This window comes from Erythrobacter sp. LQ02-29 (assembly GCF_022576075.2).
Taxonomy (GTDB): domain Bacteria; phylum Pseudomonadota; class Alphaproteobacteria; order Sphingomonadales; family Sphingomonadaceae; genus Alteriqipengyuania.
In genome coordinates this window covers 2,703,614-2,718,405 of record NZ_JANCNT010000001.1, presented here as the reverse complement: position 1 = coordinate 2,718,405, position 14,792 = coordinate 2,703,614, and the positions used below count along the sequence as shown (strand labels likewise).

General features: G+C 67.3%; 10 protein-coding genes. 3 read left to right on the top strand and 7 right to left on the bottom strand.

The window, feature by feature from the left end; translation table 11 throughout:
* The first annotated feature begins 87 nt into the window (after positions 1-87).
* Positions 88-2,475, top strand: coding sequence for a penicillin acylase family protein (locus tag MKP08_RS13225; RefSeq protein WP_241554222.1), 2,388 nt, complete (start codon positions 88-90; stop codon positions 2,473-2,475).
* A 2-nt stretch (positions 2,476-2,477) separates the two neighbouring features.
* On the opposite strand, the gene MKP08_RS13220 is transcribed toward MKP08_RS13225, so the two are convergent.
* Positions 2,478-3,971, bottom strand: coding sequence for a D-alanyl-D-alanine carboxypeptidase/D-alanyl-D-alanine-endopeptidase (locus MKP08_RS13220; protein WP_241554221.1), 1,494 nt, complete (start codon positions 3,969-3,971; stop codon positions 2,478-2,480).
* A 140-nt stretch (positions 3,972-4,111) separates the two neighbouring features.
* On the opposite strand from MKP08_RS13220, the gene MKP08_RS13215 reads away from it, so the two are divergent.
* The gene (locus MKP08_RS13215) at positions 4,112-4,999 is read left to right on the top strand and encodes a BadF/BadG/BcrA/BcrD ATPase family protein (protein WP_241554220.1); all 888 of its coding nucleotides are present in this window, start codon (positions 4,112-4,114) and stop codon (positions 4,997-4,999) included.
* Here the strand turns inward: MKP08_RS13215 and nagA are convergent.
* Both nagA and MKP08_RS13205 read right to left on the bottom strand, forming a co-directional pair.
* Positions 4,984-6,132: an N-acetylglucosamine-6-phosphate deacetylase gene (gene nagA / locus MKP08_RS13210; protein WP_241554219.1), complete on the bottom strand. Its 1,149-nt coding sequence runs from the start codon at positions 6,130-6,132 to the stop codon at positions 4,984-4,986. The genes MKP08_RS13215 and nagA overlap by 16 nt on opposite strands.
* A complete protein-coding gene (locus MKP08_RS13205; protein WP_241554218.1) occupies positions 6,129-7,148 on the bottom strand; it encodes an SIS domain-containing protein in 1,020 nt (339 codons plus the stop codon). Before MKP08_RS13205 ends, nagA begins: the two co-directional genes overlap by 4 nt.
* Before the next feature lie 92 nt (positions 7,149-7,240).
* Here MKP08_RS13205 and MKP08_RS13200 point away from each other — a divergent pair, with 92 nt between their 5' ends.
* Positions 7,241-8,122 (top strand): N-acetylmuramic acid 6-phosphate etherase, encoded by an 882-nt coding sequence (locus MKP08_RS13200; protein WP_241554217.1) that lies wholly within the window; start codon positions 7,241-7,243, stop codon positions 8,120-8,122.
* Positions 8,123-8,126: 4 nt separating this feature from the next.
* On the opposite strand, the gene MKP08_RS13195 is transcribed toward MKP08_RS13200, so the two are convergent.
* From MKP08_RS13195 to MKP08_RS13180, 4 genes are all read right to left on the bottom strand, one after another.
* On the bottom strand, positions 8,127-9,983 hold the full coding sequence (locus MKP08_RS13195; protein ID WP_241554216.1) for an amidohydrolase family protein: 1,857 nt from the start codon (positions 9,981-9,983) through the stop codon (positions 8,127-8,129).
* Positions 9,980-12,037, bottom strand: a complete 2,058-nt coding sequence (locus MKP08_RS13190) for a prolyl oligopeptidase family serine peptidase (RefSeq protein WP_241554215.1) — start codon at positions 12,035-12,037, stop codon at positions 9,980-9,982. Before MKP08_RS13190 ends, MKP08_RS13195 begins: the two co-directional genes overlap by 4 nt.
* 109 nt (positions 12,038-12,146) lie before the next feature.
* Entirely contained in the window at positions 12,147-13,160 is a 1,014-nt protein-coding gene (locus MKP08_RS13185; RefSeq protein WP_241554214.1) for a serine hydrolase, read from the bottom strand.
* Positions 13,157-14,653 carry a permease gene (locus MKP08_RS13180; RefSeq protein WP_241555611.1) on the bottom strand — a complete coding sequence of 499 codons (1,497 nt, stop codon included), beginning with the start codon at positions 14,651-14,653 and terminating at the stop codon, positions 13,157-13,159. The genes MKP08_RS13185 and MKP08_RS13180 overlap by 4 nt, the downstream gene beginning before the upstream one ends.
* Between the last annotated feature and the right edge of the window lie 139 nt (positions 14,654-14,792).

Below are 14,792 nucleotides of genomic sequence, written 5' to 3'. Positions count from 1 at the left end.
CATGTCGTCCCGCTCCCCTTCTAGGATCGGGCCTAGTCCTTTTGCAGGCGGAGCAGCTCGATTGACAATTCACTTGCGTCTTCCCGAGTGACGCGGCGGGCGATCCTCCTCGCCTCTGCGGCCCTCGGCATTTTCACGAACCTGCCGGGTGCGGTTGCAGCGAAGTTCAAACCGGGTTCCCGTCGTCCGGGCAAGGGGCTGCGGGACGGGATCGAGATTCTCGAAGATCGCTTCGGCATTCCGCATGTCCGCGCGAATTCGATCCACGATGCCTATTGGGCGCAGGGCTATCTGGTGGCACGCGATCGCCTGTTTCAGCTCGATCTCGACCTGCGGCGGGACATGGGGCGGATGGCGGAGGCGTTTGGCCCATCCTTCGTGCCCGCCGACCGCGCCGCGCGCCTCTTCCATTTTCGCGGCGACCTCGATGCCGAACTGGCCTCGATCCCGCCTGATGTGGTGGATTGCGTGCGCGGGTATTGCGCCGGGATCAATGCGCGGATCGACGAGATCGCGGGGCGGCCCGAACTGGCGCCGCGCGAATACGCGATCCTCGGCATCGCACCGCTGCGCTGGTCGCTCGCCGACTGCGTGCTGCGCCGCGGTGCGGGCAGCGACGATGCCGACGAGGAAATCCGCCGCGCAATGCTGGCCGCGCGCGGACTGATCGATTTGGAACACTGGCGCGAACCGCTGCGCTTCGACTGGGACTTTACCGTTCCCGAAGGCCTCGACTGCGCGGCGGTGAGCCGCGACGATTTGGGCATCCTGGGCGATCACGATCGCCCGCCCGCCATCGAACCGGCGCTGGTCGCCCGGATCGACAGCGCGCTCGATCGCGAAGGGCGGCGGATCGACCTCGCCGCGCAGGGCAGCAATGCGTGGACCGTCTCGGGATCGCACACGCCCACCGGACGCCCGATCCTGGCCAACGATCCCCATCTGGCGATCGGCGGCTTCAGTCCCCGCCATATCGTCCACCTGACCGCGCCGGGCCTCGACATCATCGGCGCGGGCTATCCGGGCCTGCCCGGCGTCATGCAGGGCCATACCGACCGGTTCGCCTTCGGGCGCACGAACTTCCACATCGACCAGACCGACCTGTTCGTGCTGGAAACCCATCCCGACGATCCGGACCTTTATCGCCATAACGGCGAATGGACGCCCTTCGACGTGGTCGAGGACACGGTCGAGGTCGAGGGCCAGGCGGCAGAGCAGGTCACTCTGCGTTATGCCGATGGTCGCCCCGTGATCGCGCAGGACCGGGAGCGGAACCGCGCGATCGCCTTCGCCACGACGACCATGCTGCCCGGCGCCAATATGCGCTTCGCCATCGTGGCGATCAATCTGGCGAAGGGGTGGGACGATCTACGCGAGGCGTTCCGCCTGCACGTATCCCCTACCAATCTGCATTATGCCGATATCGAGGGAAATACCGGCTGGCACGCGATCGGGTTCGCGCCGGTGCGGCCGCGTCATGACGGCCTGTTCCCCGCGCCCGGCGACGGGTCGTTCGACTGGACCGGGATCCTGAGTGTCGAAGAGATGCCCAGCCTATTCAATCCGGCATCCGGTCGGATCGCCTCCGCCAACGCGATGAACCTGCCGGCGGACTATCCCTTCGCCGAACGGATCCTGAGCTTCACTTGGTCCGACCCGTTCCGGCAGGACCGGATCTATCAGGTGCTGGGCGAACAGGACATCCATTCTCTCGACGACAGCGTGGCGCTGCTCCACGATACTCTCGCCATTCCCGCCACCGAGCTGATCGCTCTCCTGCCGGAAAATCCCGCACCGGAAGCGCGCGAAGCGGCGGCGATGCTGGCGGGATGGGACGGCTATCTCGGCGCGGACAGCGGGGCGGCCCTGCTATACGAAATGGTGATCGCGGCGCTGTCGGAGCGGTTCCACGCAGCCATCATTCCACCGGAGGCGCAGGATCTCATCTCGCGCGTCAATCTGGACGCGATGCTGACCGCGCTCACCACGCTCGATCCACGACTGGGCAGCGATCCGGCCGAAACGAGAAGAACGCTGATCGAGGGCGCGCTGGTCGATGGGTGGGCAAAGGCGGTCGAACTGGTCGGGCCCGATCCCTCGCAATGGTGCTGGGGCGACCTGCACCGTGTGAACATCGCGCATCCCTTGTCGGACATCGCCGCCATCGCTTCGGACTTCCCGCCGATCGAAGGTGGTCGTTCGGGCGGAGATGGCACCACGGTCATGGCGCGCGGAATGCGTGCGGGCGGGGGCTATTCCGTGCGGCACGGCGCAAGCTTCCTCTTCGCCGCCGATGTCGGGAATTGGGACCGGACGCGCTTCCTGCTGCTACCCGGCCAATCGGCCGATCCCGCCTCGCCCCATTACCGGGATTTCTATGCGCCCTGGCTCGCGGGGGAGATGGTCGAATGGTCCTTCAGCCGCGCTGCGGTGGACGAGGCGGCGGTGAAGCGCTTCACGCTTTCACCGCACTGAGATCAGTTCGCGGCGGCGACCGCTAGAAGCGCGGCATCCATGGCGCCTATGGCCGCGCCTTCGCCGCCGGGCGGGATGTCGTTGGCAAAGGCGGAGAAGACCAGCACTTCGCCGCTTGCCGCCACCATATATCCCGATAGCGCGCGCGATGCGTTGAGCGAGCCGGTCTTGGCGAAGATGCGCCCGTCGAGCGGGGTTCCGGCGAAGCGCCGTGCAAGAGTCCCGTCCACGCCGCCGACGGGGAGCGTCGCGCGCCAGTTCTTCCCCCAATCCTCGCCCGCCGCCCAGGCAAGCAGGCGTGCGGTGACGCGCGGGCTGACCCGGTTGTAGCTGGACATGCCCGACCCGTCGGCCAGCACGAAGCCGTCGCGAGGCTGGCCTGCGGCGGTCATCATCTCCGCCAGCGCCACTTGGGCGTCGGCGATCGACCCGCTGCCCCGCAGCTTCGCCACCCGCCGCAGCATCAATTCGGCATGGAGGTTCTGGCTCTGCTTGTTGATCGTGACCATGTCCGCAGCCAGCGCCTCGGGCGGCAATTGCGCGAACATCGTCTCGGGCGTTGCGTGGGTAGCGGGCATTCCCCCGCGGTTTTCGGGATCGTCGTCCGGCGATAGCGGGCGATAGCGCCCGGCGATTTCTCCCGAAACAGCGACGCCGCGTGCTTCCAGCAGGCGCGCGAAACGCCAGGCGGCGCGGCGCGCGGGATCGTCTACGCCGAGGCGGTACTGTTCGGGTTCTGCATCTTGGCCGAGCGTTCCGTCCACCACCAGCGTGTCGCTGCCGGGCAGGCGGCGGATATCGAGCGCGTTATCCGCCCCCGCGACCGTGCGCGTCCGGTTGTCGATGCGGTAATAGCCATCGCTCTCGATCCTGGCCGGAGCGCCGACACTGCCGGGCATTACCGAGAGAGCGAATTCGTTATCGTCCACCAGCAGCGCAGCGGTGGCGGTGCCATAGCGAAAGGGAATGTTGTTCCAGCTCATCCCCGCGCTCCAGCGCTCGTCGGGATACCAGGTCGCATCGCCGATAACGTCGTGGACCCGGCGCGTGCGCGCGGCCACTGCGTCTGCCAGCGTGGCGAGGCACTGGACCTGGCAATCGGGTGCGCTCGAAAGGGTCGCCTCGCCGCGCCCTTCCAGTACGATATCGAAGCTTCCGCGCTTCGCGGGTTCGAGACGCACGCCGGTTCCCTCCGCCGTTCGTTGCAGGGCCGGCAGGTTCCGGTAGGCGGCGAGCGTGGTGTAGATCTTGGTATTGGACGCGGGCATGAACCGCGCATCCGGCGCGATGGCCAGGATCTCGGTTCCATCGGGCCGTTGGACGACCAGGCCATAGCGTGTCCCCGCGGGCGCTTCGGACAGGATCGCCTGTATCGAACCCGCAAGCGAGTCGGGTACCGCAGTCGACGCAGTGGCTGGGGGCGAGGGCGAGGTCTGCTGCGCCATGGCTGGCATGGGCAGGGACAGGGCGAGCGTGCAGGCGAGGATGAAACGCATCAGCGATGCTTAGCGCGTGAACGCCGCCGCAACAGCATCTTCCTGCGGCCTTGCGCGCTAGTCCATAACCTGTGGTAATGGCCGCCCTATCGTCATTCCGCGCATCGTCATGGTCATGCGGCTAGGGGAGGGTAACTGCGATGCGAACTGGAGGGCAGGCGATGGTGCGATATTATCTCGGCTTCGATGTCGGCGGCAGCCGCACCCGCGCCCGCTTGATCGACACGGACGGAACGGTGCTTGGCTCGGGTGCCGCCGGGCCGGGCAATACGCGCATGGGGCTCGACGGCGTGCGCGGCGTGCTCGACGAAGCGGGACAGGAAGCGATCGCCACGGCCGGGCTCGACGCGGACGAGATCGGCCATGTGGCGATGGGCGCAGGAATCGCCGGGTTTTCGCGCACCGGTGCGCGCGCCGCGCTCGAGGCGATGGAATTTCCCTACGCGACCACCGCGTTCGCCTCCGACGGGGTGATCGCCAATCTCGGCGCGCATGGCGGACGCGACGGGGCGATCCTGATCATCGGCACCGGCAGTTCGGCCCATCTCCTCCATGACGGCAAGAGCTTCACGATCGGCGGGTACGGGTTTCCGATATCCGACGAAGGCAGCGGTGCCGCGCTGGGCCTCAGCGCGATGCGGCATGCCCTGCGCGCGCTCGACGGGCGGACCAAGCCCACGCCGCTCAGCAGCGCGGTGACCAAGCGCTTCGGGCACGAAACCCCGCGCGCCATCGCCTGGATGGATGCGGCGCAGCCCGCGGACTACGCCAGCTTCGCACCCTTGGTGATGGACTTTGCGGAGGCAGGGGACGAGATCGCCTGCTCGATCGTCGAAGATGCCGCGCAGCATATCGAACGCTTCATCGAAACGATTTTCGAACGCGGTGCGCCGCGCTGCTCGCTGGCCGGCGGTCTCGCGCCGCGCATCCAGCCGTGGCTGAAGGCGCGCACCGTGGCGCGGCTGGTTCCGGCCGAAGGCGATCCGGTCGACGGCGCCCTGTATCTGGCGGGCTATCGCCGGCTGTAGTCGAACAGCCGCCCGCCGATCCAGACGCGGCGAACCCGTAGCGTGTCGTCGAGATGGACGAGGTCGGCGGCCATGCCGGGTGCTATCGCACCGCGCAATGCCTCCATCCGCAGGAAGCCTGCGGGATTGGCGCTGGCGAGGCGGGATGCGTCGGACAGCGACAGGCCGAGCATGTCGATGGCGTTTCGAAACGCCACATCCATGGTCAGCGCGCTGCCCGCTAGCGTCCCATCGGCACCGCGCAAGCTACCTTCGTCGACCGCGATCGCACGCCCCTGAAGATCGAACCGCGCCATGTCGGTTCCCGCAGGCGGCATCGCGTCTGTCACCAGCATCGCCCCTTCCAGACCGCGCGCGGCAAGCGCGACGCGCAGGCTGGCGGGATGGACGTGATGCCCGTCCACGATGATCCCGAACTGGCTCGTCCGGTCTTCCAGCGCCGCCCCGACCATGCCCGGCTCGCGCGATCCGAACGGGGTCATGGCGTTGAACAGATGAGTGAACCCGTCGAGTCCCTCTTCCAGTGCACGGCGCGTCGCGGCGTAATCGGCGGTCGAGTGCCCCGCCGCGACCAGCAGCCCAGCCTTGCGCAGGCGCGCGATGGTTCCGGCGGGTACCATTTCGGGGGCTAGCGTGACGAGCCGGACCGCTTCCGACTCGCGCGATAGAAGTTCGAGCTCGTCGTCGGTTGGCGCACGCACGAAGCGTTCGGAATGGATGCCGCGGCGTTTGGAATGGATGAACGGCCCTTCGATATGGATGCCCAGAATGCCGGGCACACCCGCTGCGATGGCCGCATCCACCGCTTCGATCGCGCACTGCATCTTCGCCAGATCGTCGCTGATCAATGTCGGCAGCAGGCCGGTGGTGCCGAACCGGCGATGCGCATCGGCGATGGCGGCGATCGTTTCGACGGTGGGCGCGTCGTTGAACAGCATTCCACCGCCGCCATTGACCTGCGTGTCGATGAAGCCGGGCACGAGATAGCCGCCTTCGAGGTCCAGCGAGCCCGAGGAGCCCGCGCCATCGGTAGAGATTTCGTGGATGAAGCCACCGTCGATCGTCAGGACCGCGTTTTCGTGCACGCGGTCCGGCGCGACGATCCGGGCACCGGAGATGCGGGTTCCGCTCATCGCGTGCGGGTCACTTTGGAAAGATGCGGTGGCTTGTCTGGATCGAGCCCGCGCGTGCGGGCAAGCGCCTCCACGAAACGATAGAAGCTCTGGATCATCGCGATCGCATCCACCGCCGGATCGCTGGACCGGGCGACCGGCAGGGGCACCGCGCTCTCCTCGCTCCCGGTGCACAGGATGGTCGCGCCTCGATCCTTCAGAGCGGCAAGCCGATCGGCAAAGCCTTCCCGTGCCGCATCGCTCGGCGCGAAGGCGAAGACGGGATCGCCGTCGCGTACCAGTGCCATCGGCCCGTGGGCGACTTCCGCACTGCTGAATGCCTCGCCCTGGAGTTGCGCGACCTCCTTGAACTTGAGCGCCGCCTCGGCCGCGATCGGCAGGGTCGAGCCGCGCCCTAGGACCAGCAGGCGCTCGATCCGGGCCAGCGGTTCCAGTGCGGCGCTCCAATCCGCGTCCCAGGCGCGTTTCAGGACCGGAGCAAGCTCGTCGAGCGCCCGCTCCAGCCGATCGTCGGACTGCAATTCGGCGACGAGGTCGGCGATCGCGACCAGCGAGGCGATGTAGCTTTTCGTCGCCGCAACGCTCTTCTCCTCGCCCGCATGCAGCGGCAGGAGGATATCGGCCTGCTGTGCCAGAGGCGAAGTCTCGTCGTTTACGAGCGCAACCACGAGAGCGCCTGCTGCGCTGGCGGCGGCAGCGGTCTCGATCAGATCGGGGCTGCGTCCGGATTGCGAGATCGCGATCGCCAGCGTGCCGCTCAGTTTCGGCGAAGTCGCCTCGAAAAGCGTTGCCAGCGAAGGGGCCTGGCTGAGCACCGGTATGCGGAGACGCGTTTCGAACAGATATTTGGCGAAGCTGGCCGCATGGTCCGAGGATCCCCGTGCGATCGTGATCGCGAATGGGGGATCGAGCGTGCGGATGCGCTGTGCCGCCGCCCGCCTTGCGTCCCGGTTTTTGTCTCGCTGGAGCGCGATCCGTTCGGGCGCTTCCGCCGCTTCGATAAGCATTTGCGACATTGAAAAATCCCTCTCGCTCATAGCCGCGTCCTATAGGGCTGCGGTGTCGATACAGCTTGGCAATGGGCGATGGTACGCGATACGCCGCCGGGATGAGTACAGAGAGCATCGATCCCGACCTGCAGGAAATCGACCGTTGGCCGCTGGAGCGCGCGGTCGCCGCGATCCTTGCCGGTCAGGGCAGGGCGGTGGCTGCCGTCGTTCGAGTGGACGAGGCGATCGCACATGCCGCGACGGCTGCGGCGGCGAGACTGGGGGCGAGCGGCCGGATCGCCTATGCGGGCGCGGGCACTTCTGGCCGGATCGGCGTGCAGGACGGGGTGGAACTGACGCCCACATTCGGCTGGCCGGAGGATCGGCTCGCCTTCTTCCTCGCCGGTGGACCCGATGCGATGATGCGCGCGGTGGAAGGGGCTGAAGACGACGAGGGTGCGGGACGTACCGCGGTGCGTGAGGCCGGATTGGGCGGGGTGGACGTGCTGATCGGCCTGGCGGCGAGCGGACGTACTCCCTTCACGATCGGTGCCGTGCGGGAAGCGCGCGAGCGCGGAGCGCTGACCATCGCCGTCGCAAACAATCCCGGCAGCGCCCTGCTGCAGGCAGGCGAGCACGCGATCCTGCTCGATACCGGAGCGGAAGCGGTCGCGGGATCGACCCGGTTGGGTGCGGGCACCGCTCAGAAAGCGGCGCTTAACGCGCTCTCCACGGCGATCATGCTGAAGCTCGGTCTGGTTTATCGCGGTTTGATGGTCAACATGCGCATCAGCAACGCCAAGCTGGAAGGCCGGGCGATCGCGATGATCGAACGCGTCGCGGGCGTCGACGCGGATCGCGCGAAGGATGCCCTGGCGACGGCCGAAGGCGATATTCGCGTCGCCGTTCTCATCGCGCTCGGACACGATCGCGAAGCGGCCCGGCGCTCGCTCGAAACGGGTGAACCGTTCGACGCCACGGTCGATCGGCTGCGCGGCTAGCGGCTCAGTAGAAACGCACATCGCTCAGCTCCAGCCAGGCACGCCCGCCAGGCTCGCCGGTCAATTCGAAGCGGAGCGCCCGCAGACGGTCCAGTTCGAGCTGCGCCTCGCCCGCCGTGGCGAACGCAGCGAAGGGCAGGCGGATTGTCTGCTCCTCGGCCCCCGCGGTGAAATCGGTCCGGAACCATTCGCTCCCGTTCAGGCCATAGCTTTCAAGGCGCAGGCGATAGGTCCCGGCCCCGCGCGCGGTGAACTCTATGCCCGTGAACCGGCTGGCATCGGCGGGCAGAACCGCGCCCTTCGTCAGAGGCAGAACGAGCTGTGCAAAAGGCTTCGCGCTGGCACCGAAGGTCGCCAGGCTGAAGATCGGGTGCTCGCCGGTGGGGCCGTCGCGATGGACGAATGCGATGTCGCTGTGGTCGTTGCCCGCATCGGTCGAATCGACCGGCAGGGTGTCGAGATCGGTTCGTCCGTCCGCGCGCGCGCCGGTGAGGATCGGGCCGGGCATGCGGACCGTCGGCAGCGGCGTCATCGCCGGATCGTCGCGCCGGGCGCGCAGCTCGGCCAACGGCACTTCGCGGCCCGCTTTCCACACCCGCGCCACTTTCCAGAGGTCGGCGATGTCCTCGTCCGGTCGTCCATCGACCAGCACCAGATCGGCGCGCTTGCCAACCTCGATAGTGCCATGATCGTCACCCTGGCCCATGATCTGCGCGCTGGTGCGCGTGGCCGCGATCAGCGCCTCGGCGGGAGTAAACCCGAGCTGGACCAGCCAGCCGATCTCGCGGAGCGTGGCGCTGCCGTGATAGACGCCGCTGATCCCGGCATCGGTTCCGATCCCGATCGGAATGCCAGCGTCATGCATCGTCCGCAGATTGGCTTTCAGGACGCTCCATCGGCTGGAGACTTCGGGATCGACCACGCGATTGCCGCGCGCCGCGCGGGCCGCTTCGCGCGCGCGTTCCGGAGAGGAGAGCACCGTTTCTTCCGCGTCCGTGATCGTGCGGACATCGCCCGGCTCGTACACGACCAGCGTCGAAACATAGGCCGTGCCCTGTTTGCGCATCAGGTCGATCACTTCCCGGTCGGCGGGCCTGTCCCCGATCCCATGGACGACCGCGTCGACCCCCGCCGCAGCGGCAACCTTCGCGCCTTCCAGCGTCACCGTATGCGTCACCACTGGCGTGCCGCGCGCATGGGCATCGGAAACGATCGCGGCGAGTGTTTCGGTGTTCATGGAATTGAGATCGGGCCCGCGATTGTAACGCCAGCCATCGGCGAACACCTTCACCACGTCGGGCCGATAGGGCAAGGCGCGATCCATGATCAGATGCGCGGCGCGCGGGCTCGCGGCCTTCATCGTGAAGAAGTCGCCCCAGCCGTATTCGGTCCCGTGCCCGCCCGGTACGCCTGCGCGGACGGCGAGGTTCAGATGCGGTGCCCAGATCGCGTCCGGTCCGCTCGTGATCGCGCGGATCGGCTCGAGCATTTCGGCGGACAGCGAATAGTCGTTCACCGTGGTGATGCCATTGACGAGGTAGCTCGCCCAGGCCTTCGCCATGTCCTCCGGCGCGGAATAGGCGGGCGAGCGCAGATGGGTGTGGAGATCGTGCAGGCCGGGGATCAGCGTCCGGCCCTTCGCATCGACCACGCGCGCGCCGCGCGGGCGCCGGATGCGCGGCGCGACCTGCGCGATCGTGCCGCCGCGGATCAGGACGTCGCCACGAAAGGCGGGGGTGCCCGTGGCATCGAAGATTCGGGCGTTGCGGATCAGCGTCACGTCGTCCTGCCGGGCGTCGGCGGGCAACACGGTGACGCCGATTACCAGCGCCGCGATCAGGGCGAACAGGGCGCGGATCATCGGGACGGTTTTAGCTTGCGCTGGAAGAAGTCGCCCGACGCATCGAGCGCGGTCAGCCAGCTGGCGTAGCGGAAGAAATCGTGGCGTTCGTTCGGCAGCGCCAGTTCCTCGAAGGGGACGCCGCGCGCGGTGAGTTCGCGCGCCAGCAGCAGCGATTGGCGATAGTCGACATTGCGATCGTCGTCTCCATGGACGATCAGGACGGGGGAACGCCATTCATCGATCGCGCCCATCGGCGAGCTGTCCCATTGCAGGCGTTGAATGGCGAGCACCTCGTCCGGCGGATAGGAGTCGGAGACCGAGCGCACCATGGCGTGCACGCCGTGTAGGTCGACGCCCGCTGCGAACAGGTCACTGTCGCGCGCCAAGGCGAGCGCGGTGAGATAGCCGCCCCAGCTTCCGCCCCAGATGCCGATCCGCGCTGGATCGACGCCGGGCCGCGCAGCGAGCCACCGCGCGCCGGCTAGGATGTCCCGATATTCCGAGGCCCCATCGCGCCCGGTGCCGGGCGCTTCGCGGAAGGCGCGACCGTAATTGGTGCCGCTGCGGTAATTGACCGACAGGACGTCGTAACCCGCCGCCGCGAATTCCTGATTCCGGATATAGGTGTTGTGGTAATAGAACAGCGGGTGGAAGGCGGCGACCATCTGCCGCCGGGGGCCCCCATGGGCGAAGATCAGGGCCGGGCGCGGCCCGTTACCCGCGCCCCGGAAATATTGGCCATGGACGACCGTTCCGTCCTCCGCGGTGAAGGTGACGTTTTTCGGTGCGGGATAGCTTGCGATGGTCGGCTTGCGGCTGAGCGGCTCCATTCCATCGACAAGAACCATGTGCGCAGGGGACCGGGCGTCGGTGACCGTCGCGGCCAGTCGCTCGCCGCCATAGGTGGGGAAGAAGGAGTACTGCCCGTCGCCGGTGAGGCGCTTTGTCCGTCCGCTAGCGATATCGGCTTGCCATAGGGTGCGGCTGTCGAGATCGCCGGGGTTCGCGGAGTATACCACGCCCTGCCCGTCCGGGGTGGGCAAGAAATTCTCGACCTCGTTTGCATCCGGCGTCAGGTCGCGCGCTGGGCCGCCCGCCGCGGGCAACGCCAAGACATGGAGCCAACCGCTGCCCTCGTACGGGAACAGCAGATGGCCGGACGCGGTCCAGAACAGGTTGCGCCCGCGCGTGCCGTAATATTGACCGCCTTCGCCTTCGGGCGCGGACCATGCGGTGCGAACCGCTCCGGTCTCGATGTCGGCCAGGCGCACCGACCAGAAGGACTTGCGGCTGTCGGCGAAGCGGGCGGGCGGATCGCGGAACTGGACGAAGGCGACCGAACCACCGTCGGGGGAAAAGACCGGATCGCTCGAATAGCCGAGCGTCGCGCCCAGATAGCGCAGGGTGCTTTGCGCCACGTCGATCACGCCGACGACGCTGTGGCCGGAGCGCGATTCGCGGAACAGGACCTTCGATCCGTCGGGCGACCAGCTGAAATCGCCTGCATTGCCGCGCAGATCGGCGATCCGCCGCGCATCGCCCTCGCCGCCCCGGACCATGATCGACCCGGCGCGGGTGAACAGCAACTTGCGCCCATCGGGGGAAAATACCGGATCGTGACCCTGCCCGATCGGGCTCGGCGGTGAAACGGAAGAGAGGTCGGCGACGAACACGGTCTGGTTCGGTGCCTCGACGCGTTGGGCGGTGTTGGGCAGGCCGTCGTCGGGGAAGGAGCTATCGCCGCCGCGCACGAAGGCGAGCCGCGCTCCGTCCGGCGAAAGCGCGAGGCCGTAGATTTCGATCCCGTCGTCTTCGCGATAATCGGTCACCTGGCGCGGCGCTTCACCGGCCCGCGCCACCATCACGTTGCGCACGCCGCGCGTATTTTCCACCCACGCGAAGACCGGTGCCAGCTCCGCGCCGACGAGCCCCGAGGCGAAGGGTATGGCAAGTCGTTCCGCCAGCAGATCGGCGCTCTGGGCGTGCGCTGCTCGATCCGGCACATCGACCTGCGCCAGTGCGGGGCCGGGCGACAGGAGCAGCGCCGTCAGGACAAGGAAAAGCGATCGCATGACGGCTTGCCTAGGGCGCTCCATAGGTTCGTGACAAGCGCAGCGATCCCGCCGCATGCCAACGGGTTATAGGCGGGGGCAAAGGGCGCATGGAACGTCCGAAGCCCGGTTATTTCCGGCCATCCCATGCTTCCAACACCGCGCGCCCGATCGCCGGTCGCAATTCGTGGATGGCTCGGTCGCGATGGCGGGTGGGATGAACGCGATTGGTCAGCAGCGTCCATGCCATTTCACGCTCGAAATCGATCCATAGGCCGGTGCCGGTGAAGCCGGTATGCCCGATCGTCGTGCGCGAGCATGCTTCCCCGCCCGACCAGCCGCCATAGGGCAATTCCCACCCATGCGTGCGGTGGTGAAATTGCGAGGTGCGGATAAGGCGTAGCGATTCAGGCGACAGCACCTCGCCCGCCATCAGCGCGCGCGCGAATTCCAGGACGCCGTCCACCGTACCGAACAGTCCCGCATGGCCGGGCGCGCCGCCCAGGGCCGCAGCGTTCTCGTCATGGACCTCACCCTTCAGGATGCGGTTGCGCCAGGTGCAGAATTCCGTCGCGACCGCTGGTCCCGGAGGCGGCCCGTAGGACAACCCGTCGCCGAGTGGCCAATCCGACAGCGGTGCGCCCGTGATCCGTTCCACCGCGATCCCGAGCAGGATGAAATTGATGTCGGAATAGACCGGCGAGCCGTGCTCCCACGCGCGTTGCAGGACGAAGGCGCGCATCCGCAAGGGGTCGTCGCCATAGGTATAGATTGGGAAAACGGCGGGCAGGAAGGTCTGATGTGCGAGACATTGGCGAAAGGTGATCCGCCGTTCGGGCGCATGCTCGACATCGTATTGCCGCAGGTCGGGGATCGCGCTCGTCAGCGGCGCGTCGAGGTCGAGGCGGCCTTGTTCGGCTAGGGTCAACACCATCGTGGTGGTGGCGATGGTCTTGGAAACCGAGGCGAGATCGAACCAGTGGCCCCGCGTGAGGGGCTCGATTTCTGGCTCGATAGCGGCGTTACCGGCGAACGCGACCGCGCTCGTGCCGTCCGCACCGATGACCCCCAATGCGGCGCAGGGCATCCGCCCTTCCTCGACCATGCGGCGGGCGGGGGCGAAAGCGTGTTCTATATCCATCATGCGGCCTCCACCGGCCCGGCGCTGGGCCCGCGCGAGCAAATTCGCGCGAGGAAGGGAAGGAAGACGATAGCGGCAATACTCGCCGCGCCCGTCAGAGCGAAGAACCCATCATAGCCGATCACCTGCTGCATTTCGCCCGACGTGCCAGCCAGCAGCCGCGCGAGCAGGAAGGCGAAACCCGACAGGAAAGCGTATTGCGCCGCCGGGAAGCGCGGGTTCACCAGCATGGAAAGATAGACCACGAAGACCGCCCCGGCGAGCCCGTTGCCGAGCTGGTCGACGGCTACGCTGGCGTACAGCACCCAGCCTTCAGGTCGGTGCCACCACAACCAGACATAGACCCAATTGCCCAGCGCCGCGACCAGCGCGCCTGCCGCGAGAGCCCAGGACAGGCGCCATCTCGCGGCCATCCAACTGCCCAGAGCGACACCGATCATGCTCGCCGGCAAAGCGATTGCGCCATCGGCGATGCCGATCTGGTCCAGCGAATAGCCACGCGCGTCCCACATCGGATGCGACAGCGTCAGTGCCAGCACATCGCCCACGCGGTAGAGCGAAACGAATCCTAGCACGACCAGCGTGGCGAAGCCGTAGCGCCAGAAGATGTCGACGAAGGGCCCAAGGGTCGTCGAGCTTAGCAGCGGCGCATCGCTCGGCAGGCGCTTGATCCGCGGCAGGGCCGCCGCGAGCAGCGCGAAGGGCGCGAGAGCGATCGCGATCACGGCAGGGGTCAGATTGGTCTCCGGATCGATCCCCGCGCCCGCCAGCATGCGCAAGGCGAGCCAGCCGACCACGGCGACGATCGCGCAGGACCCGGCGAGGATCACCGCCCCGATCGCCACGCCCGTCCCGAGCGCATGCCAGCGCGCACCGTCGGTGCCGGGCTCGCGACCGGTCAGCGCCAGCACCGGAAAGGGAGCAAACGCGGCCAGCGCGATCGCGAGATAGGCGATCGTCCAGTCCGCGCGCGCCGCGATCAGCACCGCGCCGCTGCCCGCCGCGACCATCGCGCTGCGATAACCCCACAGATTGGCCGCCACGATCGGGGCCTGCGCTTCCTGGGTCGGGGCCAGTTCGATACGCCATCCATCCGCCGCGACCTCCAGCGTGGTGGTCCAGAAGGCGAGCAGGATTGCGAACAGCGCGACCAGGGCGAGATCGGTGTCGTCGCTGGTGAAGGCCATGCCCACCATCGCAGCGAAGATGCCGAGCTGTGATAGCATGATCCATCCGCGCCGCTTGCCCCAGAACCGCGAGAACCCGGGCACCGAGAACCGGTCGAGCAGCGGCGACCAGAGGAACTTGAAGGTTGGCAGCAGCGCCACCCACGCGAAATAGCCGATGGTCACGATGTCGATGTCGCGCCGCGCCAGCCTCAGCAGCAGCACCGCATTGAACATGAAGAAGGGCAGGCCGGCCGAAAAACCGAGCAGGAGATAGAGCGGCAGGATGCGGCTGCGAAGCTTGCGCCCGCCATCGTAATCGGTGGTCACGTCCAAACGATTTGCTCCCCAGGCTCGATATCGCTGCTGGCCCTTACCTGGCACACGCTTATCGATTGCTGCGATCGATGGGGAGGGGGGAGCGATAGATCGAAGTTATAGTAGCCTTGCAGGCTCGATCGTCGGCGTG